At 44.3% G+C, this 26,421-nt stretch carries 20 protein-coding genes and 1 pseudogene; 11 read left to right on the forward strand and 10 right to left on the reverse strand.

From position 1 onward, the window contains the following. Positions 1–132 precede the first annotated feature (132 nt). Positions 133–1,153 (forward strand): annotated as a pseudogene (locus IM477_RS23130) (ImmA/IrrE family metallo-endopeptidase); the annotation flags it as partial. A 259-nt stretch (positions 1,154–1,412) separates the two neighbouring features. Here the strand turns inward: IM477_RS23130 and ribE are convergent. From ribE to IM477_RS14070, 4 genes are all read right to left on the reverse strand, one after another. Continuing rightward, positions 1,413–2,084 (reverse strand): riboflavin synthase, encoded by a 672-nt coding sequence (gene ribE, locus IM477_RS14055; RefSeq protein ID WP_287732193.1) that lies wholly within the window; start codon positions 2,082–2,084, stop codon positions 1,413–1,415. Between the two features lie 15 nt (positions 2,085–2,099). Next, positions 2,100–3,395, reverse strand: coding sequence for a glutamate-5-semialdehyde dehydrogenase (proA, locus tag IM477_RS14060; RefSeq protein WP_287732195.1), 1,296 nt, complete (start codon positions 3,393–3,395; stop codon positions 2,100–2,102). 799 nt (positions 3,396–4,194) lie between these two features. Next, positions 4,195–5,367, reverse strand: a complete 1,173-nt coding sequence (dxr, locus tag IM477_RS14065) for a 1-deoxy-D-xylulose-5-phosphate reductoisomerase (RefSeq protein WP_287732197.1) — start codon at positions 5,365–5,367, stop codon at positions 4,195–4,197. 419 nt (positions 5,368–5,786) lie between these two features. After that, positions 5,787–6,620, reverse strand: coding sequence for an acyl-CoA desaturase (locus tag IM477_RS14070; RefSeq protein WP_002769634.1), 834 nt, complete (start codon positions 6,618–6,620; stop codon positions 5,787–5,789). Positions 6,621–7,045: 425 nt separating this feature from the next. Here IM477_RS14070 and IM477_RS14075 point away from each other — a divergent pair, with 425 nt between their 5' ends. Then, positions 7,046–8,332 (forward strand): ABC transporter permease, encoded by a 1,287-nt coding sequence (locus tag IM477_RS14075; RefSeq protein ID WP_287732199.1) that lies wholly within the window; start codon positions 7,046–7,048, stop codon positions 8,330–8,332. Positions 8,333–8,344: 12 nt separating this feature from the next. Here IM477_RS14075 and IM477_RS14080 read toward each other — a convergent pair whose 3' ends face one another. Next, positions 8,345–9,007, reverse strand: coding sequence for an ABC transporter ATP-binding protein (locus IM477_RS14080; RefSeq protein ID WP_185239157.1), 663 nt, complete (start codon positions 9,005–9,007; stop codon positions 8,345–8,347). A gap of 862 nt (positions 9,008–9,869) precedes the next feature. Between IM477_RS14080 and IM477_RS14085 the strand changes: the two genes are divergently transcribed. The 6 genes from IM477_RS14085 to IM477_RS14110 all read left to right on the forward strand — a co-directional run bounded on the left by IM477_RS14085 (position 9,870) and on the right by IM477_RS14110 (position 16,919). Further along, on the forward strand, positions 9,870–10,463 hold the full coding sequence (locus tag IM477_RS14085; RefSeq protein ID WP_287732214.1) for an ATP-binding cassette domain-containing protein: 594 nt from the start codon (positions 9,870–9,872) through the stop codon (positions 10,461–10,463). Positions 10,464–10,489: 26 nt separating this feature from the next. Next, positions 10,490–12,049: an HlyD family secretion protein gene (locus IM477_RS14090; protein WP_287732200.1), complete on the forward strand. Its 1,560-nt coding sequence runs from the start codon at positions 10,490–10,492 to the stop codon at positions 12,047–12,049. 102 nt (positions 12,050–12,151) lie between these two features. Then, on the forward strand, positions 12,152–13,405 hold the full coding sequence (locus IM477_RS14095; protein ID WP_287732201.1) for a methionine gamma-lyase family protein: 1,254 nt from the start codon (positions 12,152–12,154) through the stop codon (positions 13,403–13,405). A gap of 305 nt (positions 13,406–13,710) precedes the next feature. Beyond that, positions 13,711–14,526, forward strand: coding sequence for a prohibitin family protein (locus IM477_RS14100; RefSeq protein WP_287732202.1), 816 nt, complete (start codon positions 13,711–13,713; stop codon positions 14,524–14,526). Positions 14,527–14,844: 318 nt separating this feature from the next. After that, positions 14,845–16,107 carry a vWA domain-containing protein gene (locus IM477_RS14105; protein ID WP_287732204.1) on the forward strand — a complete coding sequence of 421 codons (1,263 nt, stop codon included), beginning with the start codon at positions 14,845–14,847 and terminating at the stop codon, positions 16,105–16,107. Next, entirely contained in the window at positions 16,104–16,919 is an 816-nt protein-coding gene (locus tag IM477_RS14110; RefSeq protein ID WP_079205889.1) for a TPM domain-containing protein, read from the forward strand. The genes IM477_RS14105 and IM477_RS14110 overlap by 4 nt, the downstream gene beginning before the upstream one ends. Positions 16,920–17,004: 85 nt before the next feature. Here IM477_RS14110 and IM477_RS14115 read toward each other — a convergent pair whose 3' ends face one another. The 4 genes from IM477_RS14115 to IM477_RS14130 all read right to left on the reverse strand — a co-directional run bounded on the left by IM477_RS14115 (position 17,005) and on the right by IM477_RS14130 (position 20,529). After that, entirely contained in the window at positions 17,005–18,177 is a 1,173-nt protein-coding gene (locus tag IM477_RS14115) for an RNA-guided endonuclease InsQ/TnpB family protein (RefSeq protein ID WP_079205890.1), read from the reverse strand. Beyond that, a complete protein-coding gene (locus IM477_RS14120) occupies positions 18,155–18,763 on the reverse strand; it encodes an IS607 family transposase (protein ID WP_287107615.1) in 609 nt (202 codons plus the stop codon). Before IM477_RS14120 ends, IM477_RS14115 begins: the two co-directional genes overlap by 23 nt. Before the next feature lie 87 nt (positions 18,764–18,850). Then, a complete protein-coding gene (ruvX, locus tag IM477_RS14125; RefSeq protein ID WP_287732205.1) occupies positions 18,851–19,288 on the reverse strand; it encodes a Holliday junction resolvase RuvX in 438 nt (145 codons plus the stop codon). Next, positions 19,288–20,529: a GNAT family N-acetyltransferase gene (locus IM477_RS14130; RefSeq protein ID WP_287732206.1), complete on the reverse strand. Its 1,242-nt coding sequence runs from the start codon at positions 20,527–20,529 to the stop codon at positions 19,288–19,290. The genes ruvX and IM477_RS14130 overlap by 1 nt, the downstream gene beginning before the upstream one ends. A 211-nt stretch (positions 20,530–20,740) precedes the next feature. On the opposite strand from IM477_RS14130, the gene IM477_RS14135 reads away from it, so the two are divergent. Both IM477_RS14135 and IM477_RS14140 read left to right on the forward strand, forming a co-directional pair. Beyond that, complete coding sequence (locus tag IM477_RS14135; RefSeq protein ID WP_002741066.1) at positions 20,741–21,247, forward strand: hypothetical protein; 507 nt, start codon at positions 20,741–20,743, stop codon at positions 21,245–21,247. Between the two features lie 8 nt (positions 21,248–21,255). Continuing rightward, positions 21,256–21,663 (forward strand): MAPEG family protein, encoded by a 408-nt coding sequence (locus IM477_RS14140; RefSeq protein ID WP_149987325.1) that lies wholly within the window; start codon positions 21,256–21,258, stop codon positions 21,661–21,663. A 90-nt stretch (positions 21,664–21,753) separates the two neighbouring features. Here the strand turns inward: IM477_RS14140 and IM477_RS14145 are convergent, their stop codons facing one another. Further along, positions 21,754–22,794, reverse strand: coding sequence for an adenosine deaminase (locus IM477_RS14145; RefSeq protein WP_287732207.1), 1,041 nt, complete (start codon positions 22,792–22,794; stop codon positions 21,754–21,756). A gap of 288 nt (positions 22,795–23,082) precedes the next feature. On the opposite strand from IM477_RS14145, the gene carB reads away from it, so the two are divergent. Continuing rightward, complete coding sequence (gene carB, locus IM477_RS14150; protein ID WP_287732208.1) at positions 23,083–26,328, forward strand: carbamoyl-phosphate synthase large subunit; 3,246 nt, start codon at positions 23,083–23,085, stop codon at positions 26,326–26,328. Positions 26,329–26,421 lie beyond the last annotated feature (93 nt).

Below are 26,421 nucleotides of genomic sequence, written 5' to 3' on the forward strand. Positions count from 1 at the left end.
ACCTTTTCTTTTATTCAGGAGTTTGAGGCTTTCACATATAGCGGTGTGCAGTCGTATGAGGTACAGTGTCACGAGCTATAAACCATGCTAGGCAAAGCTTGGTCTGTATCTCACTCAAGCGCTTACCGCTATAATGGTATTAATCCTAGTACCAAGAAAATCTTTCAGGATATTTCGGTTAGCTCTAGTGATGATTTAAGGATATTAGCCGAACAGATCAGAAATTATTTAAACGTTACTCTAGAAGAACAACTGACCTGGAATGATCAGGAAACTGCCTTAAAAAAATGGCGGAGTGCCGTGGAAAAAGCTGGTATTTTTATTTTTAAGCGTTCTTTTAAGCAGCGAGAAATTTCGGGATTTTGCTTGATAGATATTGAATTTCCGATCATCTGTCTTAATAATAGCACGGAAAAATCTAGACAAATATTTACCATTTTTCATGAATTAGCACATATTCTTTTGCAGACTAATGGAATTACTAAGTCTGACGATAGATATATTAATAGTTTGCAGGGAGAAAATAAATATATCGAGATATTTTGTAATAAATTTGCTGCGGAATTTTTGCTTCCTAATCATGTCTTTTCTGAGATAATTAGAGAAACAATAGTTAACGATAAAATTATCTCGAAAATTTCCAGTGATTATATAGCGGTGTGCAGTCGTATGAGGTACAGTGTCACGAGCTATAAACCATGCTAGGCAAAGCTTGGTCTGTATCTCACTCAAGCGCTTACCGCTATAAGGTTAGTCGAGAAGTAGTTTTACGAAAACTATTAGATAATAACTTGATTTCTCAGAAAGAATATACTCTTAAAGTAAACGAGTGGTACAGTGAGCAGGTGGGAAAAAGTCAGGACAAAAATCAAAAATCTGGAGGTGATTACTATGCTAATCAGGCGACATATTTGGGAGAAAATTACCTAAAACTTGTGTTCAATAAATACTATAGCGGTAAGCGCTTGAGTGAGATACAGACCAAGCTTTGCCTAGCATGGTTTATAGCTCGTGACACTGTACCTCATACGACTGCACACCGCTATATCAAGGCCAATACGATATTGAGCGCGTTGCTGATTATCTAAACATTAAAAAAGTTGCTACGGTGGAAAAACTTGAACAATATTTATTAGACAAAGGACTGTTTTGATGGTTTACATTTTTGACACAAGTAGTTTTAAGGTTTTAGGAAACTATTTTCCCAAAAGTTTTCCTACCGTTTGGCAAAAAATCGATTTGCTTGTTGTGTCATACTAAATCCGTTGAGTATAGGCTACTTATGAGGATAGGCAAAAGGCAAGAGGCAAAAGGCAAAAGGAGGAATAGATAATCAGTCTTTAATAACTGGATTTAGTATCAGAAGGTAGACTAAAATCAGTACGGGAAGTGGTTAGGCTTTTTCTGGAAAACTAATAACCATGTTCAGCCAGAAATTCTAGGCTAATCTCGGTGGGAGCGTGATAAGAGCGCATTCCTAGCAATTTTTCCACATATTTGCCTAAAATATCCCCTTCTAGATTCACCCAATCGCCTAATTTTAAATGGGAAAGATTGGTTTCGGCGTAGGTGTGGGGGATGACAGCCACTTTAAACCAGCTGCCGGAGGCATCGCAATCGGCCACGGTTAAACTAATGCCATTAACAGCTATACTGCCCTTACCGACGATATAACGAGCTATGTAGCTATTCCACTGGTCTTCTAGGGAACTAGGGGCAGCAAAGGTCATTTCCCAAGAATTAGCCACGATTATCGATTCGACTAAACAGCCAATACCGTCCACATGACCGGTGACAAAATGACCGCCGATTTTACTACCCACCCGCAAAGAGGTTTCTAGGTTAACGTTGGTTTCTGTTTTAATCCTTCGTCCTAAAGTAGTGCGCTGTAGGGTTTCCGGGGAAGCGGTGGCCAGAAAACCCTCTGAGAGAATTTCCTCGACTGTCAAACAAACCCCATCCACAGCCACACTATCACCAATCATTAAATCTTGGAGAATTGTATCAGAGGATACAGACAAATATAGTCTATCAGTATCCACGACCCGAATCGTTGCCAAGGCTTGAATTAATCCTGTAAACATCGGCTTTTTTCTCGACTATAAATCCTTATGAGTGAAAGATTGGGCATTTTCCCCAGAATAATCGGCGACAATATGACCATCTCCCACTAATTGGTATTTGTAGGTCACTAATCCCTCTAATCCCACCGGACCGCGGGGAGGCATTTTTTGGGTACTGATACCCACTTCGGCCCCAAAACCGTAACGGAAACCATCGGCAAATCGGGTGGAACAATTATGAAAAACTCCGGCGGCATCGACTCGATCGCTAAAGGTTTTGGCCGTGTTAAAATTTTCGCTGACAATGGCTTCCGTGTGTCGAGAACCGTAATAATTAATATGTTCGATTGCCGATTCTAGACTATCGACAATTTTAATTGACAGAATTAAATCACTATATTCGGTTTGCCAGTCTTCTTCTGTGGCCGATGGTACGTTAATAATCTGACGAGTTGCTTCATCTCCCAATAATTTAACCTTTTTTTCCTCTAATGCCTGGGCCACTGCGGGTAAAAATTGTCTAGCGATGTCTTGATGAACCAATAAAGTTTCAATGGTATTACAAGCGGCAGGATATTGGGTTTTACCATCAACGGTAATTCTAATTGCTTTGCTTAAATCGGCTTCTTTGTCGATGTAGAGATGACAGATACCATCGGCATGGCCGAGGACAGGAATGCGGGTATTATTTTGGATATAACGAACAAATTCGTTAGAACCTCTAGGAATAATTAAATCGATGTATTGATCAAGTTTTAATAGTTCCTGAATTTCTTCTCTTGTTGTTAACAATTGCACCGCTGCCGAATTAACTTTAGTTTGACTCAATGCCTGATGAATAATTGTTACTAAAGCTTGACAAGAACGGAGCGCCTCTTTCCCCCCTTTTAAAATAACGCCATTGCCGGATTTAATCGCTAAACTGGTAATTTGAATTAAAGCATCGGGACGAGCTTCAAAAATAACCCCTAAAACCCCTAAAGGACAGGTTATTCTCCGAAGAGTTAAACCTTGATCTAATTCCCGATTAATTTGTATAGTAGCTAAAGGATCTGCTAATTTAGCCAGATCTCGCACCCCGGCAATGGCGGCTTTTAATTTGCCAGGACTTAACTCTAATCGCGCACATAAAGCCGGAGATAATTCCATCGCCTTGGCTGTTTGAACATCGGCGATATTCGCTTCTAGTATCTTATCAGCATTGGCAGTCAAAGCCTCAGCAATAGCCTCTAAAGCTTCATTCCTTTCTTCGTTAGTCAGGATAGCCAGTTGACGACTCGCTTGACGGGTTTCTCTGGCGATTTCGGGGAGGGATAGAGAAGTTGTAACCATAGAAAATTAAACGTAATAACCACTATCTTGTTTATTTTATCTTATTTTTGATAAAGTTTCACGGTCATTAGACCTCTGGTAAAAATCAAAAATTGTTGTTAGGAGTCGGTAGTCAGGAGAATAAAGAATCAATAATAATCAATTAAATGGTCTATTTACAGATTTTATGGGTGCATCTCATTTTTGTAAATCTACTGAGTTGGGATTTTTAAGGGAAAACTCTCTGCTAAAATTGAGCGTCATTTCCGATTTTATCACTCAATCCAAACCTTTGGGGGGTTCTACCCCCCAAACCCCTAGGGTTGATTCATAGTAGGGTTGATTCATAGTAGGGTTGATTCAAGGTAGGGTTGATTCATGAATCAACCCTACCCAAACCCCGGAGCGCATTAGCTTTTCGGTGAGATGCTTACACGCAGCTGCTGACACATTTGTAATCATTTAAGAGTCACTGATAATTGCTGACTGTCGGTATTTCTGTAAGTGTGATACCATTTTTCTTTATTCGTGTCCCTCTCCCTTTCTGGGAGAGGGGTTCGGGGTGAGGGTAATTAACCATCTTTGCTATTACTTTAGAAAAATGGCATAAGATGCACCTGATTTTAGGCAATTTAATCCTTATTTTTGCTGGTTTTGAACCCTCAAAAATTAATTAGCCAAGAGGTTTATTGAAGGTTATCAACCCTTGTCATGATCATCATAAATCTAGTTAAATAGAAAAAATAGCCGAAATTAGTGATTTTTCTATCCTAGACCTGTAGAGACATTATAGTTAACATCCCTACAGTATCTAGACTATCTAGACCGGATTGGCAATCAGACAGTTAGATACCTCTTGACGCGCCCAATTATCGGCGGCTAAAATGTCATCTAGGCTAGGGGTAGAACTGTTATGAATTGTAAAGCGATCGCAAACTGTTTCAATCACCCGGGGAATATCTAAGAAGCTAATCTTTTCTTCTAAAAATAATGCTACTGCTTGTTCATTGGCCGCATTTAATACTGCTGGCATTGCCCCACCCGCACGGCCGGCCGCATAAGCTAACCCCATACAGGGATATTTTTGATGATCGGGTTCTTTGAAGGTTAAACTGCCAGCTTTAACTAAATTTAAAGGTTCCCAATCGGTATAAATTCTTTCAGGCCAAGACAAGGCATATAACAGGGGTAAACGCATATCAGGCCAGCCTAATTGGGCTAAAACCGAGGTATCCTGTAACTCAATTAAAGAGTGAATAATACTTTGGGGATGAATAACAATATCGATCGCATTATAATCGACACCAAATAGATAATGAGCTTCGATAACTTCTAGACCTTTATTCATTAAAGTAGCCGAATCGATGGTGATTTTTCTGCCCATCGACCAGTTAGGATGTTTGAGGGCATCAGCTACGGTTACTTGCGGCAATTTTTCCACCGGTAAATCCCGAAAAGCACCCCCAGAAGCGGTGAGAATAATCTTTTTTAATCCCCCAGTGGGAACTCCCTGTAAACATTGAAAAATAGCTGAATGTTCCGAGTCAGCAGGTAATAATTTAACCCGGTGTTTTTCCACTAAAGGCAGCACCACCGGACCGCCAGCAATCAGGGTTTCTTTATTAGCGAGAGCGATATCTTTACCAGCAGTAATAGCGGCAATCGTCGGCAGCAATCCCGCACAACCGACAATTCCCGTGACGACGCTTTCGGAATCGCCATAACGGGCCACTTCGATTACTCCTTCCTTTCCTGCTAGGATAATCGGGGTGTAGTCAAGGTCGGAAATTAGGCTTTTCAGGTCTTCTAGTTGACTTTCGTTATTAATCGCCACGATTTGCGGGCGAAATTGCCGAATTTGCTCCGATAGTAGTTGAATATTATTACCCGTGGCTAATCCCACCACTTGAAACTTATCGGGATGATCGGTGACAATATCGAGAGTTTGAGTACCGATCGAGCCAGTAGAGCCTAAAATCGAGATTTTTTTCATTAGAAACTTAATATAATTTGGGGATTAAGTAGGTGGGTGGAATTAAATATAAGATGAACGTAGGTTGGGTTGAAGCATGAAACCCAACGCCCGCATAGTTTAAGCTACCGCTAACCCATCCTAGAAATAATTGTGCCTCCCTACTTAGCTTTTAATATACGTTCTCTGGGGTCTTTCCGGCACGTCAGCGTAAATATTAAACATTTGTTAAAAAAGTTGCTATTTTGACTTTTTTGTGCTATTGCTTAGAAAAAGTCAGCGATAGAGATGGTGAGAGAGAAGAAATCCCATAGAAAGGTCAATGGATTAGGCAGTCTAGCGGGAGGTCTGGTTTGCTGTCAGATTTGGGTTAAGTCGGAGAAAAAATAACCGAACTTAAACATAAGTTCGGCTAGATTCAATTTAACAACTGGACAAAACTAACTTTCTGTCGTGACTGCTGTGGTGGGAGGCAACTTAATATTAGTAGCTAATCCCAGAATTTGCAGCAGACGAATGGTCATCCAAGTCAGATCAACCTCCCACCATTGTAGGCCATGACGGGCAGAATACTGATAGGCATGGTGATTATTGTGCCAACCTTCACCGAAAGTTAAGAGGGCAACCCACCAACAATTTTTAGAATTATCGTGGGATTCATGGCTAACATAACCGAATTTGTGGGTGGCGCTGTTGACAAACCAAGTAGAGTGGAAAACTAAGACCAAGCGCACAAAAATTCCCCAAATTACAAACGGCCAACCACCCATAGCATAGAGAATTAAACCTAAAACAATTTGGATAGGAACAAAATAATTTTGACAGAATTTATAGAAAGGATCGTCGGCGATATCCTGGGTAAAACGAGCAATTTCTTCGTCGGCAGGAATTTCGTGCAACATCCAACCCATGTGACTCCACCAGAAACCTTTATTAGAATCGTGGGGATCGGGAGCAGTATCAGAATATTTATGATGAAGACGATGTAAACCTATCCATGCGATCGCACCCCCCTGACAAGCGAGAGTCCCGCACAAAACCAGAAAGTATTCTAACCATTTGGGAGTCTTAAAACTCCGATGGGAAACTAAACGATGGAAACCGAGGGTAATTCCTAAACCCCCAGTAATCCAATAGAGAATCAATGTCACTCCCACAGCACCCCAGCTAAAATTGCTAGGCAAGAAGGCTAAAAGAGCCACTAAGTGGATAAAAGCCATGTAGATGAGAGTCACCCAGTCAATGGGCAGTTTTTCGGAAGTCGCAACAGTCATTGAATAACCCAAAGGGAAACAACAGGAGACAGAGCATCATTGTCTTATCTGTCTCGATTTGACACAGGGGAAACTTTGACGCTTAATAAATAGTAACAAATATCACAGTCTATTGTTTGATGGATATCCCCTCTCCACTCCACAGGGCAGAAAAGGCCCTACTCCCCATCTTTTAGCAAATTGACCCACAGGTCAAGGAAAATCTCGCTAAAATCCTATTGGGAAAGTATGGCGAAGCGATTGATTTCCCTAAGTGAGGGTTTTTATCGGCAATGCTATCGGACGGGAAAGCCGCAGTCAATACAGCCTAATCTCTTCTAGAAACAGTAAATAAGGTGATTGATAGATAAAAAAAGACAAATAAGTCCCAAATATCTGTTTTATCCGATCATAACTTTATATTTAGCCAGATTACATCGAACTCAATGACTCTTGACTTACCTAAACAAATACTTCAGACTAATCATCCTCACCCCGTGGCGATCAGCGAAATTGTCTCGATAGCGATCGAAGCTCTCTGGAGCAATAAACTGCGGACTTTGTTAACCATGTTAGGGGTGATTATTGGCATTGCCTCCGTGATTGCTCTCACCTCCGTAGGCCAAGGAGTACAAAAAGCCACCGAACAAAAAATTCAATCTCTAGGTACTAATGTTTTACAAATTTTACCAGGAGAAGCCAGAACCGGGGGTATTAGTCTCGGCCGCGGTTCCAGTAGTACCTTAATCTGGGAAGATGCCAAAGTTATTCAAAATCAAGTTCCAGGTGTACAGGTGGTCTCCGCCTATCTGCAGCGTCCAGCGCCAGTGGTAGCAGGCGAGGTCAATCATGCCACTAATGTGGTGGGCATCGATCTTAACTACATGAAAGCGAGAAATACAGAACTCAGCCAAGGTCGATTTTTTACCGAGGAAGAAATGGAACAGGCGACACCAGTGGCGATTTTAGGCTCGACTCTGTTAACAGAACTGTTTGGCGATGATACTAATCCGATCGGCAAAAAGCTTTGGATTGAAAGAAAAAATAGTTACGAAATTATTGGGGTATTTGAGCCAAAAGGTGCCGAAGGTTCGATCGATCGCGACGATCAGGTCTTTATTCCTCTGAGCAATATGTCTTCTCGTCTGGTGGGCAATAATTCTTTAAGTGGTAAGGCTGTTAACGGCATTTATGTCAAAGTTGACCAGCAAGATCAGATGAAAAATGCCGAGTATCAAATTACTAATCTTTTGCGACAGCGCCACAATCTCGCCGCTTCTCAAACCGATGATTTTAGCATTAGAAACCAAACAGATGTGGTCAAAACCTTGACCACGGTAGTGGGTTTGTTTACAGTGATGCTAGTGGCGATCGCTGGCATTTCCTTAGTAGTCGGTGGTATTGGCATCGCTAATATCATGTTAGTTTCCGTGGTGGAACGCACCAGGGAAATCGGGATTCGCAAAGCTGTGGGGGCCACCCGTTCGGCAATCCTCCAGCAGTTTTTAGCGGAATCGGTGATGATTTCCCTGACTGGCGGCGGCATCGGTGTATTATTGGGAATTTTAGTGGCCTTCTGTAGCGCCCAGATTTTCCGATTTCCCTTTGTCTTGTCAGGTTGGTCGATAATCAGTGGATTTGGTTTATCTTTTATCGTTGGTTTGTCAGCAGGAGTAATTCCCGCCCGTTCTGCCGCTCATTTAGACCCGATTACCGCTTTACGACGGGATTGAGGCCATTACACCCTAAAAAACGATTAAGCCATCTTGAAGACGGATCACCCGCCTGGTTTGGGCAGCTACATCGGGATCGTGGGTGACAATCACAATCGTGATTCCCTGTTGATTGAGTTCGGTTAGTAAATCCATCAGTTCTTGGGAAGTTTGTGTATCTAAGGCCCCCGTCGGCTCATCGGCCAACACCAGAGCCGGTCGATTAACTAGGGCCCGGGCGATGGCGACCCGCTGTTGTTGTCCCCCGGAAAGTTGGCTAGGCCGATTGTGGAGATAATTAGTCAACCCAACTCTAGCTAAAGCTTGCATCGCTCTTTGACGACGCTTTGGCTTGGGAACATTGGCATAGACCATCGGCAACATGACATTTTCTAGGGCAGTGGAGCGGGACAATAAATTAAATTGTTGGAAGACAAAGCCAATCCTCTGATTGCGAATATAGGCCAGTTGGTTATCGTCCAAGTTCTTTAAGTTTCTGCCTTCTAAAATATATTGTCCCCCCGTCGGGCGATCGAGGCAGCCGATAATATTCATCAAGGTTGATTTCCCGGAACCCGAAGCTCCCATAATGGATATGTATTCCCCTGACCGAATTTCCAGATCTATGCCCCGAAGAACAGGAATTTTCACTTCCCCTAGAGAGTAAATTTTTGTAATCGTCTGCAAGAAAATCATTGTTTTTACCACGGGTGTTTTGGGATAATTTTGCCCTAAAAATTAGGTTAAGCAGTGGAATGTCAAAAATGGCACTATGTTAACAAATATGAAGTAAATTTTTTAGTGCTGGTTGACTATCAACGGCTATTTTTATCGGTAAGTTCCAACCATGTCCACATTTAAAGATGAATGTATCCGATTTTGTCTAATTTCTGAGAGTTATCTCAACTAGGCACTTGATTAAAACCCTTTTTTTGCTCAAGAGAGGAAATTATTAAGAAATAAAAAATATCTGGAATCACCAGCAAATAGTGAGAATAGAATGAAGGGATTAAATAGTAAATATCTGGAGAAATCAATCAATGTTATCACCAAGACATCCTCACCCCCCCGCTGCCCCGCAAAGCCCTCCTCCTAGTGTACCTCAAGGTCATCCTCACCCCGCGCATCAAGGGTTCCGACCAGGTGGACCCCAGAACAATCCTCCGGGGACACCGCAGCCCTTTGCCCCGACTGGAGCTGCCCCAGCCAATCTACCGCGTCTAACAGAACAAGATCAAGAACTCTTAAAACAATTACTCGGTAATGATGAACAGGCCCAAGCTTTAGGGGGAATCAGGAAGGCCATCCACCTTTCCCCCCCGAAGGTTTCCCGGAAGGCCATCCACCTTTCCCCCCCGAAGGTTTCCCGGAAGGCCATCCACCCTTTCCTCATAATGGTTTTTCCCAAGGTTTTGCCGATAGTTTACCAGCACTAGCACCAGAATCCCCCCCTTCCGAAAGGAAACTAATTCCCTTTCCATCCCATCCTCCCCATTCTCAAAAAGGCAACCCACCACCACCGCCAAGGGCAGATGAAAAAGGATTTCTGCTCGGACCAATTAGCTTTTCTTGGCAACCAGGGGAACTGATCTTTATTATTGGCGGCAATGGCAGCGGCAAGTCAACTTTAGCTAAACTAATTACAGGACTATACCCACCCCTATCGGGAGCAATTTATCTCAATGGTAAACGTATTACTCAAGATAACGTGGAGTGGTATCGTCAACATTTCTCGGCAATTTTCTCTGATTTTTACTTATTCGATAGTTTTCTCGGTTTTGATCGTCCCAATCTCGATCAAGAGGTAGAAAATTATCTGATGCAACTGCAATTAGCCCATAAAGTCACGGTCAAAAATGGAGTTTTATCCACCACAGAACTATCTCAAGGACAAAGGAAACGACTGGCTTTATTAACAGCCTATTTAGAGGATCGTCCTATCTATGTGTTTGATGAATGGGCCGCCGACCAAGAACCCCGTTTTAGGGAACTATTCTATAAACAGATACTGCTACAACTGAAAGAAAGAGGAAAAATAGTTATTGTTATTAGCCATGATGAGCGCTATTTTCATCTAGCCGATCACATTATTAAGCTCGATTATGGTGCCGTGGAATCGGAACAGACTGTTCAACCATCAGGTTCTCTCTAAATTAACTCGCCAGTTTCTTACTCACTATGTCAGACAGTTCCTCCTTCCAAAAAGTTAACAAACAGCCCGCAATTAGCTGGGCATTGGGATTACTAACTTTATTTTTAGCCATTGCTGGTATTGTTCTCGCCTATCGTCAGTTTGGGCATACCCCCCACCAGGGTAGTTCCCGTCCGCTGCCTGTAGCCGTGGAAAAGACGGATCTAACGATCATCGTTTCCGCTAATGGCACTGTGGAACCGGAAAAAGTGGTTAATGTTAGCCCTAAAACAGCAGGAATTTTGAAGAAACTGCTAGTAGATGAGGGTTATACCGTCAAAAAAGGACAGATAATTGCTAAAATGGACGATTCTGATTGGCAGGGTCAATTATTAGAATCCCAGGGCAAACTAGCGGCAGCCCAAGCTAATCTCCGCAAACTAATCGCTGGTAATCGTCCCCAAGAAATCGCTCAGGCCCGAGCAAAACTGGAAGAACTAGAAGCCAACCTACAAAAACTGATGGCCGGTAATCGTTCTCAGGAAATTGCCCAAGAAAAAGCTCGTTTAGAAGGTTTAAAAGCCATTTTCAAAAAATCTGATGATGAATATCGTCGCAATCAGCTACTTTTCAACGAAGGAGCCATATCTCAACAGACTTTAAACGAAAAACTGGCAACTAGGGATAGCGCCCAGGCTGCCGTGATTGAATCCCAAGAAAAGCTATCTCTCCTTAAAGAAGGAACTCGCTCGGAAGAAATTGCTCAAGCAAAGGCGGAAGTGAGAAATCAACAACAGGTCTTAGACCTTCTCCAAGCAGGAACAAGACAGGAGGAAATCGAGCAAGCACGGGCGGAGGTGACTACTGCTCAGGGTTCTCTACAAAATGTCAAAACTCAGATTGAGGATACCATCATTAAAGCACCCTTTGACGGGGTGGTTACTTTTGTCTACGCTGAACCGGGGGCCTTTGTGGCTCCTACTACGACCGGCAGTTCCGTATCTTCGGCCACTTCTTCCTCGATTTTATCCCTGGTTTCACAAAATGAAGTGGTCAGCAATGTAGCAGAAAAAAACATTGATAAGATCCGGGTTGGGCAAAAGGTGACGATTACAGCCGATGCTTATCCCGATAAAATCTTCCATGGACGAGTCTCTCTGATTGCCACCCAGGCAACGGTAGAACAAAATGTCACCAGCTTTGAAGTGAAAGTGACCCTAGAAGAAAAGGCGGCCAGGGAATTAAAAGCGGGAATGAATGTTTCTACGGATTTCCAAGTCGGCCAACTGAAAAACGCTTTAACCGTGCCAACTATTGCCGTTACCCGTCAGAACGAGCAAACTGGTGTTTTTGTCGGCGCACCTAACCAACCCCCCCGATTTGTCCCCATTACCACTGGCGTTACTATCGGCAATCGTACCGAAGTCAAAAGCGGACTCGATGGCTCCGAACATATCTTAATTAATCCACCCTCGGACACCCGACCACCCCAAGGTTTTTCTTGGCAAAGTCTCTTTGGTGGCCGGGGGAATGAACCTGCTGCTGGTGGCCCTCCCCCCGGCGCCCCACCACAGGGAGCCTCACCCCCCCCCGGCGGGCCGCTCTAATCATTCCTATCGTCAACCTTGGCAACTGTTTTAAGGGGAAGGATTGGCGTTGTATGATCAGTAGGCTTTGTAAATGCAATACAGATCACAGTCTATTGTTTGATGGATATTCCCTCTCTACTCCACAGGGCAGAAAAGGCCCTACTCCCCATCTTTTCGGAAATTGACGCACAGGTCAAGGAAAATCTCCGTCGAGTCCTCGGTGCTTTCCGTGCAAACCGCGTCGGGGTGCATCATTTTGCTAGTGTTAGTGGTTATGGTCATGATGACTTGGGACGGGATACTTTAGATCAAGTGTTCGCCCAAGCCCTAGGGGCCGAAAAGGCAGCGGTGCGAGTACAATTTGTTTCAGGAACCCATGCGATCGCCTGTGCCTTGTATGGGGTTCTTCGACCGGGGGATGAGATGTTAGCGGTAGCCGGTGCGCCCTACGATACCCTAGAGGAAGTAATTGGAATTAGGGGCAGTGGTCAAGGCTCTTTAAAGGATTTTGGCGTTAGTTATCGCCAATTAGAGCTAGATTCTACTGGTGCGATCGATTGGTTGGCCTTGGACACAGCAGTGAAACCCCAAACCCGTTTAGTACATATTCAAAGATCCTGCGGTTATTCCTGGCGATCGAGTTTGTCTATTGACGAAATCGAGAGAATTGTCCGTATAGTTAAACAACAAAACCCGAATACGGTCTGTTTTGTCGATAATTGCTATGGAGAATTTATCAACACCCAAGAACCCACCGACGTGGGGGCAGATCTGATGGCCGGTTCTCTAATCAAAAACCCCGGAGGTACAATCGTCACGGCCGGGGGATACATAGCAGGTAAAGCGGAATTAGTGGAAATGGCCTGCTATCGTCTGACAGCACCGGGGATCGGTAGCGAGGGAGGGGCAACTTTTGACCAAAATCGTCTTCTTTATCAGGGATTGTTTCTAGCGCCGCAAATGGTGGGAGAAGCGATGAAAGGCAGTCATTTAATCGCCTATGTGGGCGATAAGTTGGGTTATCCGGTCAATCCGGCTCCTTTTGCGCCTCGACGCGATATTATTCAAGCGATTAAACTCGGTTCCCCCGATAAGCTGATTGCCTTCTGTAAAGCCATTCAAGCCTATTCTCCCATCGGTTCCTACTTGGATCCCATTCCTGCCCAAATGCCGGGCTATGAGAGCCAAGTAGTGATGGCTGGTGGCACGTTTATCGATGGTAGCACCTCGGAATTCTCCGCCGATGGACCCTTACGGGAACCCTATATCGTTTTTTGTCAGGGGGGAACCCATTGGACCCATATTTCTCTAGCTTTAGAACAAGCGATCGCTGCTTTGTTGAATGGTTCCCCTAACCTTTCTTCTCTCCCTTAGTTAAAATCCTAACTTCCTGTCTTTGTGGTTAACAAAAAGTAAAACGTAGGGTGCGTTAGACAGCCAAAATTGCTGCTGTGACTGGAGGGTAACAATCCCTCGTAACGCCCCACCTATCATCGACTGTGATTGTGTGATGTATGATTGAAGTAACGCACCACCTATCATCAACTAAGTAGCCGGTTACAATTAAAGATAAAATACAAAGAACCAGAAGCTTGTCCCACTATCTAAAAATTAATTGAGATTACTTACTTATAATAACAGTGGTACGATAAAACCGATCAAATATCTAAGGAGTTGTCATGAATTACAATCGCAATATAATACCATTAATGGCGGGGGGAATTTTAATATTAGCTTTTACTACCATACTGCGCCCTTTTGCCGTTATTGATACTGGCGAACGCGGCGTTGTCATGTACTTTGGCAAAGTGCAAAAACAAATCCTCGATGAAGGAATTCATCCCGTTATACCGATTGTCACCAAGATCAAGCCCATCAACGTTCGAGTCCAAACAACGGAAGTAAAGGCAAAAGGATCTTCCAAAGATTTGCAAGATGTGGAAACAACTATTATCGTTAACTGGCACATCGACCCCGACAAAGTCAATCAGATTTATCAACAAGTTGGGGATATCAATGAGATTGTCTCTGGTATTATCAACCCAGCAGTATCGGAAATTGTCAAAGCGGCAACAGCACAACGTCCCGTACAAAATATCTTGCAAGAGCGAGGAGAACTCAAACGTGAAATTGACACTTCCCTCGCCCAAAGATTAAGACGTTATGGGATAATTATCAATGATGTATCTCTCGTTAATTTTGGTTTTTCTGAAGAGTTTAACGCAGCGATTGAAGCCAAACAAGTAGCGGAACAAAAGGCACAAGAAGCTGCTTTTCGCGCACAACAAGCAGCACAGGAAGCGAAAGCGGAAATCAACCGCGCGAAGGGACAGGCAGAAGCTCAAAAACTATTGCGCCAAAACCTAACAGCAGAAATTTTACAACAACGAGCAATCGAAAAGTGGGATGGACGTTTTCCTGTCGTCATGACTGGTTCAGGCTCCCTTCCCCTGATTAACATCGATTCCAATTTATTATCATCTCAAAAAGAGTAAATAACTTTAGTTCGCGTTAAAGAGATTTTGCCATGACTTCCACGAAAGAATAAGTCCGACCGGCCACGGTAAAATTTCCCACAAGAACTGCTGGGGCCGCATCTTAACTTTGTAGAAATATCGACAATCGGGAATTATCAGTGACTCTTAAATTATTCCCAATATATGAACAACCACAGGTGTGCATCGTAGATTGACAAAAATGAGATGCACTCAATGCTCGAACTTGTCTAACTCGATGCCAGACGGGAAAATAAGCACAAATTTAACTATACTCATTACAATATAAATATCAACGACCACGATAAAAAAACTCTTATGCGGGTAACTCTAAAATCGGCCTTGAGTGACAGTCATATCGATGCTAATCAAAACAGCAGTCAACGTCAACTGATGCTCTCGATCGCCGCCACCAGTGAACAGATCAACACAAATTTACCGATTAATCTTTGTTTAGTTCTCGATCATAGCGGTTCTATGCAGGGAAAACCGCTAGAAACGGTCAAAAAAGCGGCCTTCAGTTTAATAGAATCCCTCGGGGTTAACGATCGTCTCTCGGTAATAGCTTTCGATCATCGCGCCAAAGTTATTCTTCCCTCCCAATCGCGACAGGATGATCTGACCTTAATTCGCTCAAAAATTCAACAATTACAAGCGGGAGGAGGTACGGCGATCGATGAAGGGATAAAATTAGGTATTCAAGAAAGTTCTACCGGCAGCAAAGGTTATGTGTCTCATATTTTTCTGCTTACCGATGGTGAAAATGAACACGGAAATAATCAACGCTGTTTAAAATTAGCCGAAGTGGCGGCCGAGTACGGTATCACCTTAAATACCTTCGGTTTTGGCGATCATTGGAATCAAGATATCCTAGAAAAAATTGCCGATATCGCTGGCGGAAGTTTATCTTATATCGAAAGACCCGAACAGGCTTTAATTGAATTTACTCGTCTATTTAACCGTTTGCAATCTGTCCGGTTAACTAACGCTTTCCTGCAATTAGAATTAGATGCTCGGACTCATTTAGCGGAGTTAAAACCCATTGCCCAAGTTGCCCCAGAAACTATAGAAATGAGCCTACAAAAAGAGGGCAATTTTTACATCACCCGTTTGGGTGATTTAATGATAGATGAAGAAAAAATTATCCTCCTCAATCTCTATATCGACCAAATTCCCCCCGGTACTCATACCATAGCTAAGGTGAAGATTCGCTACGATGATCCCGCTTCTGGTCAAAAAGGGCTAGAAACTGCGACTGTTAGCCTTGATATCGCCTCCCAAGCTATCTATCAATCCCAATTAAACGAGCAAGTTCAGAAATCGACTCTGACTTTAGCCAAATATCGTCAAACCCAAATCGCTGAAGAAAAATTAAAACAGGGCGATCGAGCAGCCGCCGCCACCATGCTACAAACCGCCGCCAAAACCGCCTTACAATTGGGAGAAAAAAACGCCGCCACTGTCCTCCAAACTAATGCCACCCGTTTACAGGTGGGAGAAGAATTGAGCGAGGGAGATTTAAAGAAAACCCGCATTATTGCTAAAACAAGACTACAAACCGATGGAGAGACAGGAAAATGATTAAAATTCGCCCCTTGCCCCTAGGAATTTTTCTGGTGACAATGTTCGCTCTTCCCCCTGTTATTTTACCCCCCTTAGTCAACGCTATTCCCATCGAACAAATACCGAAACTAAATCCGCACGGGGGATTATGGGTCAGCGATCGAGCTAATATTTTAAGTCGGGCGGGTGTTACGCAAATTTCCGGTGACATAGCCAAATTAGAGGTAGAAACCGGCGCAGAAATTGCTGTTGTCACCGTCCCCGATACCTTACCCTATCCTACCCCCAAAGCCTACGCCACAGCCCTATTTAATCGTTGGAAAATCGGCAAAAAATCGCAAGATAACGGGGTTTTAATCCTCGTTTCCCTCAAGGATAGACGGGTAGAAATCGAGACCGGTTATGGAGTCCAAAGATTTTTACCCGATGCTCAGGTCAAGGATATTATCTACACCTACATGATTCCTAGCTTCAAAACGGGAAACTACGAAGAAGGTATTCGAGCAGGTGTAACAGTTGTGAGCGGGTTTCTCCGTAGTGCTTATGGGTTGCGACAAACTGAATTTAAGCCTCAAATCGCAATGTCCATTCTTCATCTTGTTTTGGCTATCCTGATGGTGGGAGTGTCTTTTCCCTTGATGTTAATTCTATATTTTGTTTATTTTCGTTGTGCCGTTGGTGGCAATGGTCGAGGTGGCCGCAGTGGTGGCAGCAACGGCAATAGCGACTATTGCGGTTATGATGGTGGTGGTTATGGTGGTGGCGGTTATGATGGTGGTGATTTCGGCGGTGGCAGTAGCGGTGGGGGTGGCGGCGGCGGTGATTGGTAGAGTTGACACTCCCTCCCATGAGCGCTTCGGGGAGTGTCAATAGAGGCTTTGGCTACCAGTTCCGTTCTGTTAAACTTACTCAAATCTACTCATGAGCAAATTTGACGTTAACTTCCTGCTTCACTGTAGTAGTGTCGGCACTATCTACTCTACAAGCTGACACGGTGGAACTCACCGCCAAAGAAGCTAGATTTAGACTAGCGTTCAAGTCTCGACCGCAAACTACATGGCATTGCTCACACTCAAAAACTCTTTCAGTTAAAGATAGAGACTCTTTTTTGTACCCACAATTGGAACAGGTTTTACTGCTAGGAAACCACCTATCGGCTATGATTAATTCCGAACCATACAACTGAGTTTTATAATCAAGTTGTCTTCGGAACTCGTAAAAACCCATATCCTGAACGGCTTTAGCTAATTTGTGATTAGCCATCATCCCAGACACATTTAAATCCTCAATTACTATCTGGCCGTGGTTCTTGGCTAAATAAGTGGTGAGTTTATGTAACGTATCTTTACGGATATTAGCTATTTTAAAATGAAGTTTAGCTATTTGCCGTTGGGCTTTGTTCCAATTATTTGAACCTTTTACCTTATGTCGGTTCAAGTATTGAAGTCTGGCTAATTGTTTTTCGTATTTACGATAACTTTTAGAGCCTTCAAACGTTTCACCTGTCGATAAAGTAGCCAAAGATTTAATTCCTAGATCACAACCAACTACATCATAAGTTTTATTGGTTGTTTGCTGTTCAACTTCCATCTTAAAACTAATAAACCACCTATTAGCTTTTTTACTAATAGTAACAGATTTTGGCTGGTATCCATCAGGTAGCCGCTCGTAAGTTTTTAACCAACCAATCACAGGAACTTTTATCTTTTGATGGGCAATTTTAATGCTCCCATCTAAAGTGAAACTATCCTGTTTACCTTTCTTCTTGAAATTTGGTGGTTTAGCTATCTTCTTGAAGCATCTTTTCCAAGCATCAGATAAAGCTCTTAACGCCCATTGGGGGGCGCATTTAGACACTTGGTAATACCAATCATGCTCTGATTTTACCAATGCTACCAACCATTGATGAAGGTCAATAGCCGTAGGAAACTTGATTTTTTCATCAGGGTTAGCTTGATTATGGTCTAAAATTTGCTTGGTTAAAGCCAAACCCCAATTCCAAGCATGACGTGCGGTTCCTGCGTGTTGGGCTAATAATGAGCGTTGTTGATTATTTAGTTTTAACTCAGTCTTGAATCCTAGTAGCAACGTCTCTTAACTCCTCTACGATTTTTCTATTTTTATGGTTTCTAGAGCCATACAATCTAGCGGAAAATACCGTAATGATTTCTAAGACATCTGGCGCTAAATCCTCCTCAAATGTACTGTCTTCAGTTCGATTGATAATGACAACTTCAGTTCCGAATTGCTCACACAGACTAAAGATTAGTTCACTACCAAATCTAAGTAATCTATCCTTATGAGTTAAGACCAATCTCTCTACTTTACTATCAACAATCAACCGAATTAATCGCTTTAATCCTTTTTTGTTGTAGTTAAGTCCTGAACCTAAGTCGTCTATAATTTCAACTTGCCAACCGTTTTGAGCGCAAAACAGTTCGACAACTTCTTTTTGACGTTCTAAATCTTTCTTTTGGTCATGACTAGAAACACAACAATAGCCAACAGTATAGGAAAGATTCTCTTTTACTCCAAGCAACTGAGAAATTGTATAACGACGATGCCCATTAGCAGTCCGTTCTGGAATTAGTTTACCTTCAGACTCCCAACGCCTTAACGTCGATACGCTTACACCTTTCAATTTAGCGGCTTCCGATATGGTTAACTTACTCATAAAGCTATTATAGCATAAGTCATGAGTAATTTTGGATAGTATTAGTTAGGTTTTTGGTTTCTGTGATTAACCCTTGCCGTTATCTCCTCAAACAACAGTATTAACTCGCCGTCGGCGATCGAGCCATTGTTGTAAAATAATCGCCGCCGCTTCCCGATCGATCGCTCCCTTATCCCAAGAGGAAAACTGTTTTTTGGCTTTTAAGAATTCTTCCGCCTCTAGGGACGTGCAACGCTCATCAATGTATTCGAGGGGCAAATCTAAGGCGATCGCTAGTTTCTGGGCGTATTTTTGCACCTGTTGGGCCTGAAATCCTAACTCTCCGGCCATGGTATAGGGCAGTCCCGCCACCAAAATCTTAATATTTCTTTCCTTGACAATTGCCTCAAACTGTGATATTTCTGCAACAAAAGAAGAACGGATAATCGTGGTTAAACCGGTGGCGATTAAACCTGTACCGTCACATCCTGCCACTCCTACCCGTTTTTTGCCGATATCTAAGCCGAGGGCGGCGACTCTTTCCATCACACTGGATGCCCCTGATCGGGGGGTTCCGAGGGCGGTTTGACCGGGGGAAGTTCCCCCGGACTGTCGAGGGGGTCCAGGGGGGGATTATTGGGCCATTTTAACCAAGACATCCGACTAGGGATAGGAGTTCGCGGCACCGGTTGTAAACCCTGCAGCATTTCTGCGAGGGCGGAATTTTCTGGCTTAGTTTCGCGGATTTTGTGCCATACCGAGCGCGACATCATCAGGGTGTGGGAACTGCGGATCGCTCCCAATTGTTCCAGATATTCCCGTCTTTCGTGCTGATAATCGGCAGATATCAACTCTAGCGAGCGAGGGGGATACTTGCGAGTGATCTGGGCCATCTGGATTAATAACTTAGGATAGAGCCAAGTGTAGGCGGGATGGACAATTAATTTCGCTTGATGGGGTCGCTCATCCCGATTAGATAGAATTAATTCAAAATAACCGATCGCCGCTTTTCGTTGCGGTTCAAAAACGTAACCGCGACTAATTTGCGGACTGCCGCACCAACTTTGACAGCGATAGAGCAAACTATCAACTAAACTGATTTTAAAATCCTGGATATGGCGATCAAATACCTGACGCAGTAGCGGCGGCATAGACACACAATCTAACTGATAAAGCAATTGAGCGTCAGCATTGCTCACGGGCAGTAAATTCGGTAAATCTGGCTCTTGTTTCGCCAATTCCTGTAATAATTGCGGCGGTAAAGACCAATAGGTTAATTCCGCCAAAGGCTGAAAACCGTGTTGCCGGAAAAGTGCCAAACTGTCCTTTTGATTGATATTAACCTCTAACACCCAGGTGCGCGCTTCCCAAACCGTTTCTAGACAATAACGCAGTAATTGCGCCCCGATGCCCTTGGGTTCGCTTAAAGACTCCGCCGGATGCACCCGCACCTGTTCCACCCGCCAAGTGCTGCGACTACTATTAAAAGGGGTGACTTGGATTGCCCCGCGAATTTTCCTTTCTTCTCCCCGATTGGCCATGGACTCAGCCACATAGACATGAAAACGGTGTTGGAGAGGATTAGGAAAAAGACTGAGAATTTTAAACAACCCAAACCAAGGCCGCACCTGTTGCACCTGCGTGCGGAAATTTTGGGCGCGACGATCAATATCCTCATCGAAGTCATCCAGGGTTAAAGCTTCAATGTCTTCCAAATCCCGATATTGTACGGGACGGATCGGGCGATCGCTAAAATCGTCCCCTTGGGGAACAGGAGAAGTGGTCATGGCTCTGGGGTAAATATCGTCTATGCACCTATCTTACAGCAGAATCTAGAGGCACTTCCCCACCAATAACAATTTCTGAGGGATCATAGGGGACCACCACAGAAAGAACACCTCGATCGGTAGCTGGGGTTTTCTGTCCAAATTTCCGATCATGACAATTCGATGCTACAATAACGTACGGTTAATCAGTCCGAATTTGCAGTAAAAGTCTTTGAGTCAATCTGTAGATACCACTAACACCCTAGACACTCTAGCTCAAGAACTAGCCGCCATTCAGCAGACCGGTTCTAAGCGCGTCGCTTTATTGGGTTCCCGTCACGTTCCCATCACGCACCAGCAATTGATCGAAATGATGGCCTATGCCCTCGTGCTGGCGGGCAATCGGATTATGACCTCCGGGGCGACGGGAACCAATTCCGCCGTCATTAAGGGGGCAATGCGGGCAGATCCTAATCTGTTAACCGTGATCTTACCCCAAAGTCTCGATCGCCAGCCCCTGGAATCCCAAGAACAACTCCAGCAGGTTATCCATCTGGTGGAATGTCCCGAAAATGACCATCTATCCCTAGGGGAAGCCAGCAGCCTCTGTAATCGCGAGATTATCAATCGTTGTCAACAGTTAATCTGTTTTGCTTTCCACGACAGTCAGACCCTTTTGCAAACCTGCGCGGAAGCGGAAGATCAACGCAAGCTAGTTACCCTATTTTATTTTGACTAAATTCAGCGATGAATCTCTCCGTCAGTGCCATTCTTCTCTATTCGATAGTGGCTGCCGCTATCTCTGTCTATCTACCTTTTCTGCTGGTCGCTTACGCTAGGGCTAAGGTGGGTTACAATACCTCCGCCCCCCGGGCAATGTTCGACCAACTCCCAGACTACGCTAAACGAGCAACTTGGGCCCATCAAAATGGTTTTGAAACCTTTATGATCTATAGTGCCGCCGCTCTCATGGCCTACGTTACAGGAGTCTCCTCATCCCTGGCCGCTACCTGTGCGATCGCTTTCGTGATCCTCCGGCTTTTATTTTCCCTTTTTTATATCACTAATGTCCCGATCGCTCGTTCCCTGATGTTCGGTCTCGGCTCTCTCTGTACCTATACTCTCTTTGGGTTGAGTTTAATCAAGATTCAGTAGAATTCCCCAAACCAGATGCAGGAGAGTCGAAAAATGCTATAGTTCGGGAGCGGTCAAGAAGTTGCTTAACCCGAACTAAAGTTAATTCTGTTACTGATAAACCGGTAATTTGGGATTATCTACTGATAACAAACCAGTTAAAAGTGAGGCGGGTTTTTTACTGTAGGGCCAGGCAAAAGCATGACGAAAAGCCGCATCTTGACAAGCTTGTAATTGTCGGAAATCGATCACGTCCAGGGTGAGTAAATTTTCGTACTCGAAGGGCAGCCGGACATTGTGTAAACCGGCATTATCGGTACAGATAGCAATATCAACCCCCGCTTCAAAACAGCGATCGAAGACTATCTTTAATTGCGATAAACTTTCGAGGGTGCCAGTTTTTAAATAGGTGGTGGGACAGACTTCTAAACATTGATGACGACGGGCAACTTCCGGCAGCAATTCCGGATATTGTAGGGGAATTTGAATACCGTGACCAATTCTTTGCAGATAGGGCAGTAATTGGGGATAACAACCGTCCTTTGTTTCGTAAAGATGGCCGGTGGTATTTAAACCCTCTTCCCTGGCATAACTGTATAAACCAGCAAATTCCTCTAGTCGAGTTTGGTAGTGGGAATCACCCCCAGCAATATCGATCGCACAGACGTATTCTTTCATCTCTAGGGCCAGATCAACGATCGCTTTGTTGACTTCGGAGGGAAGTCGCGAGTGCATACAGAGAATTTGACTGGTAATAATCGGATATTCGCTCATTTTCGAGGCTTGACCGACGATCTCGACAATCGATCGCATTTGCTCGATTCGCTCTGTTTGGTTCAAATGTTCGTCGGTGCGATAGTAGGGAGTATAGCGCAATTCTAAATAGGCAAGATTCTCGAAGATGTAAGCGCCGCGAATCAGACGATAGATAAAATAGGGCAAAGTTTGGGCGGTTTGAACACTTTCGACTAGGGTATGTAATTCCAAATACTCATCTAAACTATTGCGTTCACGGGTGTAAAATTCCTCAAAAGCGGGGTATTCCTGGAATTTGGCCGCTAAATCCCGCTCATGTCTGTGAAAGTAGCGCCAGAGAATTCTCGGTACTACCGATCCCCCTAAATGCCGATGCAAATCTGCGTATAAAGCCACAACTCCGATGCTCCTTAGTCTCTCAAATGTTCCTTAAATATAACGAAGTTTTACAATTGTTTGACAATCGTTCCCAAATAGTATCAGTACATATCCAGTGATCGGTTGGGTGTTGGGGAGCGGGGAGATAGTGAACAGTCGCTAGTACAAGGCTCAGATCTGATCACCGATCACTGATTCAAGGCTGACAGCTAGAATAAGGTCATTAAACCTAAATAAAGCTTTAGGGAATAGAGGGGTGACAACATATACAATGATTGGGGTTTATCCTCAAGCAACCCTAAGCCTATGCCACGCCGTGATGACTTACAGAAAATCCTAATCTTGGGCGCTGGCCCGATTGTCATCGGACAAGCCTGTGAATTCGACTATTCGGGAACTCAAGCCTGTAAAGCCCTACGAGAAGAAGGTTATGAGGTAATTTTAGTCAATTCTAACCCCGCCTCGATCATGACCGATCCAGAAATGGCTGATCGCACCTACATTGAACCAATTCTGCCGGAAATTGTCGAGAAAATTATCGCCAAAGAACGTCCCGATGCCATTCTACCGACTATGGGCGGTCAAACTGCCCTCAATACTGCCGTAGCTTTGGCCAAAAGCGGCGTTTTAGAAAAATATAACGTGGAACTGATCGGGGCAAAACTTCCCGCTATTGAAAAAGCCGAAGATAGGGAACTATTCAAAAAAGCAATGGAGAAAATCGGTGTTCCCGTCTGTCCTTCGGGGATTGCCAACAATTTAGAGGAGGCAAAAGCGATCGGTCATCAGATCGGTTCCTATCCTCTCATTATCCGGCCGGCCTTCACTTTAGGCGGAACGGGGGGCGGTATTGCCTATAACCAAGAAGAATTTGAACCGATGGCCCAGTATGGTCTAGATTGTTCGCCTACATCGCAAATTCTCGTCGAAAAATCTCTAATTGGCTGGAAAGAATACGAATTAGAGGTAATGCGCGATCTAGCCGATAACGTGGTGATCATCTGTTCGATCGAAAACTTTGACCCGATGGGAGTCCATACCGGCGACTCGATTACGGTTGCGCCCGCCCAAACCCTGACCGATAAAGAATACCAACGCCTCCGGGACTATTCTAAGGCAATTATTCGGGAAATTGGCGTAGAAACCGGCGGATCGAACATCCAATTCTCCGTTAATCCCACTAACGGCGACGTAATCGTGATTGAGATGAATCCCCGGGTATCGCGTTCTTCGGCCCTAGCATCGAAAGCCACGGGATTCCCGATCGCTAAATTTGCCGCTAAACTAGCAGTAGGCTACACTTTAGACGAAATTCCCAACGATATCACCAAAAAAACCCCGGCTTCCTTTGAACCGACTATCGATTACGTCGTCACCAAAATTCCTCGCTTTGCCTTCGAGAAATTCCCCGGCTCCCAACCGATTCTAACCACCCAGATGAAATCCGTCGGGGAAGCCATGGCTATCGGTCGAACTTTCCAAGAATCCTTTCAAAAAGCACTTCGATCCCTAGAAACGGGACGTTTTGGCTTTGGTTGCGATAAAGTCGAAACTCTCCCCCCCCTCTCGGAAGTCCGGGCCGGTTTGCGGACACCTAACCCCGAACGAGTTTATAGTATCTATCATGCTTTTAAATTGGGCATGAATGGGGAGGAAATCCACGAACTAACCGGGATTGATCCCTGGTTCCTCGATAAATTGGCCGATTTGATGGAAACTGAGAAGTTTCTCAAACGAACTCCCCTGAAAAGTCTCGGCAAAGAGGACCTATTCGCTATTAAACAACAGGGATTTAGCGATCGCCAAATCGCCTTCGCCACCAACAGCAGCGAGGACGAAGTGAGAAGTTATCGCAAGGGTTTAGGTATTGTTCCCGTTTATAAAATGGTGGACACCTGCGCGGCGGAATTTGAGGCCCTGACACCCTACTATTATTCCACCTACGAACAGGTAGAATCGGAAGTTTTACCCTCCGATAAACGCAAAGTGATGATCCTCGGTGGTGGACCCAATCGCATCGGCCAGGGGATAGAATTTGACTACTGTTGTTGTCATGCCGCTTTTTCCCTCAGTCAAGCCGGTTTTGAGACGATTATGGTCAACTCTAACCCGGAAACCGTCTCCACCGATTACGATACCAGCGATCGCCTTTACTTTGAACCCCTGACCAAAGAGGATGTCTTAAATATCATCGAAGCGGAACAACCAGAGGGTTTAATTATTCAATTCGGTGGGCAAACTCCCTTAAAACTGGCGGTTCCCCTGCAAAAATATTTAGAATCGCCTAATTGTCCCGTAAATACCAAAATTTGGGGAACTTCACCCGATTCGATCGATACCGCCGAAGATCGGGAACGTTTTGAACAAATCCTCCGAGAATTAGATATCCGACAACCCCTCAACGGTATTGCCCGCAATTTCCAAGAATCCCAAGCAGTGGCTCAACGCATCGGTTATCCTGTAGTAGTACGTCCGTCCTACGTTTTGGGCGGTCGGGCGATGGAAATCGTCTATTCCGATAGCGAATTGGAACGCTATATGAAGTATGCGGTACAGATAGAACCGGATCACCCGATTTTAATCGATAAATTCCTCGAAAATGCCATCGAAGTGGATGTGGATGCCCTGTCAGATGCCACGGGAACAGTAGTTATCGGGGGATTAATGGAACATATCGAACAAGCGGGCGTACATTCGGGCGATTCTGCCTGTTCTATCCCCCATACGTCCCTGAGTGCCTCGGTTTTAACCACAATTCGACAATGGACGGTGGAACTAGCGAAAGCTTTAAAAGTAATCGGTTTGATGAATATCCAGTATGCGGTACAGGGGGAGACAGTTTATATCTTAGAAGCGAATCCCCGCGCTAGTCGTACTGTTCCCTACGTTTCCAAAGCAACGGGAGTTCCTTTAGCAAAAGTTGCCTCCCTCGTCATGTCGGGCAAAACCCTAGCAGAATTGGGTATCATCAGCGAAGCAATTCCCCGTCATATTGCCGTAAAAGAAGCGGTTTTACCCTTCCAGAAGTTCCCCGGTGCTGATACTCTCCTAGGACCAGAAATGCGTTCTACAGGGGAAGTAATGGGGATTGACAGCGATTTTGGCAAAGCTTTCGCTAAAGCGGAAATGGCCGCCGGCGTGATTTTAGCCACCAGTGGGACGGTTTTTGTCTCGATGAACGATCGCGATAAAACCCCCATGGTTCCCGTGGTTAAGGATCTGCAATCCCTCGGTTTTCGCGTTGTCGCCACTTCGGGAACTCGTGAAGTTTTGTTAGAAAACGGTTGCGAAAATATCGATTTAGTGCTAAAGATTCACGAAGGTCGTCCCCACGTTGTCGATTGGATCAAAAATGACTGGATTCAGTTTATTGTCAATACTCCCAGTGGTGAAGAATCCCAAAACGATGGCCGAAAAATTCGCCGTACTGCCCTCGATTATAAGTTACCAATTATCACCACTATCGCCGGGGCAAAAGCGACAGTAGCGGCCTTAAAATCCCTGCAATCGCAACCTTTAGAGGTGAAAGCTTTACAGGATTATCTCGCCTAATTTCAGTTATCAGTTATCAGTTATCAGTTATCAGTTATCAGTTATCAGTTAGAAAGGGGATATAGGGATTTAGGGAAATTTCAGCCAAATGCC

The sequence above is a fragment of the Microcystis sp. M090S1 genome, from assembly GCF_020246295.1.
GTDB classification, from domain to species: Bacteria; Cyanobacteriota; Cyanobacteriia; order Cyanobacteriales; family Microcystaceae; genus Microcystis; species Microcystis aeruginosa.

What these genes read in the sequence shown, in the direction of transcription:
- IM477_RS14100 (WP_287732202.1), top strand. Translation starts at nt 13,711, where the DNA reads ATGAATTACAATCGCAATATAATACCATTAATGGCGGGGGGAATTTTA.
- IM477_RS14095 (WP_287732201.1), top strand. Translation starts at nt 12,152, where the DNA reads ATGGATATTCCCTCTCTACTCCACAGGGCAGAAAAGGCCCTACTCCCC.
- IM477_RS14140 (WP_149987325.1), top strand. Translation starts at nt 21,256, where the DNA reads ATGAATCTCTCCGTCAGTGCCATTCTTCTCTATTCGATAGTGGCTGCC.
- IM477_RS14075 (WP_287732199.1), top strand. Translation starts at nt 7,046, where the DNA reads ATGACTCTTGACTTACCTAAACAAATACTTCAGACTAATCATCCTCAC.
- IM477_RS14105 (WP_287732204.1), top strand. Translation starts at nt 14,845, where the DNA reads ATGCGGGTAACTCTAAAATCGGCCTTGAGTGACAGTCATATCGATGCT.
- proA (WP_287732195.1), bottom strand. Translation starts at nt 3,395, where the DNA reads ATGGTTACAACTTCTCTATCCCTCCCCGAAATCGCCAGAGAAACCCGT.
- IM477_RS14090 (WP_287732200.1), top strand. Translation starts at nt 10,490, where the DNA reads ATGTCAGACAGTTCCTCCTTCCAAAAAGTTAACAAACAGCCCGCAATT.
- IM477_RS14070 (WP_002769634.1), bottom strand. Translation starts at nt 6,620, where the DNA reads ATGACTGTTGCGACTTCCGAAAAACTGCCCATTGACTGGGTGACTCTC.
- dxr (WP_287732197.1), bottom strand. Translation starts at nt 5,367, where the DNA reads ATGAAAAAAATCTCGATTTTAGGCTCTACTGGCTCGATCGGTACTCAA.
- IM477_RS14080 (WP_185239157.1), bottom strand. Translation starts at nt 9,007, where the DNA reads ATGATTTTCTTGCAGACGATTACAAAAATTTACTCTCTAGGGGAAGTG.
- ribE (WP_287732193.1), bottom strand. Translation starts at nt 2,084, where the DNA reads ATGTTTACAGGATTAATTCAAGCCTTGGCAACGATTCGGGTCGTGGAT.
- IM477_RS14120 (WP_287107615.1), bottom strand. Translation starts at nt 18,763, where the DNA reads ATGAGTAAGTTAACCATATCGGAAGCCGCTAAATTGAAAGGTGTAAGC.
- carB (WP_287732208.1), top strand. Translation starts at nt 23,083, where the DNA reads ATGCCACGCCGTGATGACTTACAGAAAATCCTAATCTTGGGCGCTGGC.
- IM477_RS14110 (WP_079205889.1), top strand. Translation starts at nt 16,104, where the DNA reads ATGATTAAAATTCGCCCCTTGCCCCTAGGAATTTTTCTGGTGACAATG.
- ruvX (WP_287732205.1), bottom strand. Translation starts at nt 19,288, where the DNA reads ATGGAAAGAGTCGCCGCCCTCGGCTTAGATATCGGCAAAAAACGGGTA.
- IM477_RS14130 (WP_287732206.1), bottom strand. Translation starts at nt 20,529, where the DNA reads ATGACCACTTCTCCTGTTCCCCAAGGGGACGATTTTAGCGATCGCCCG.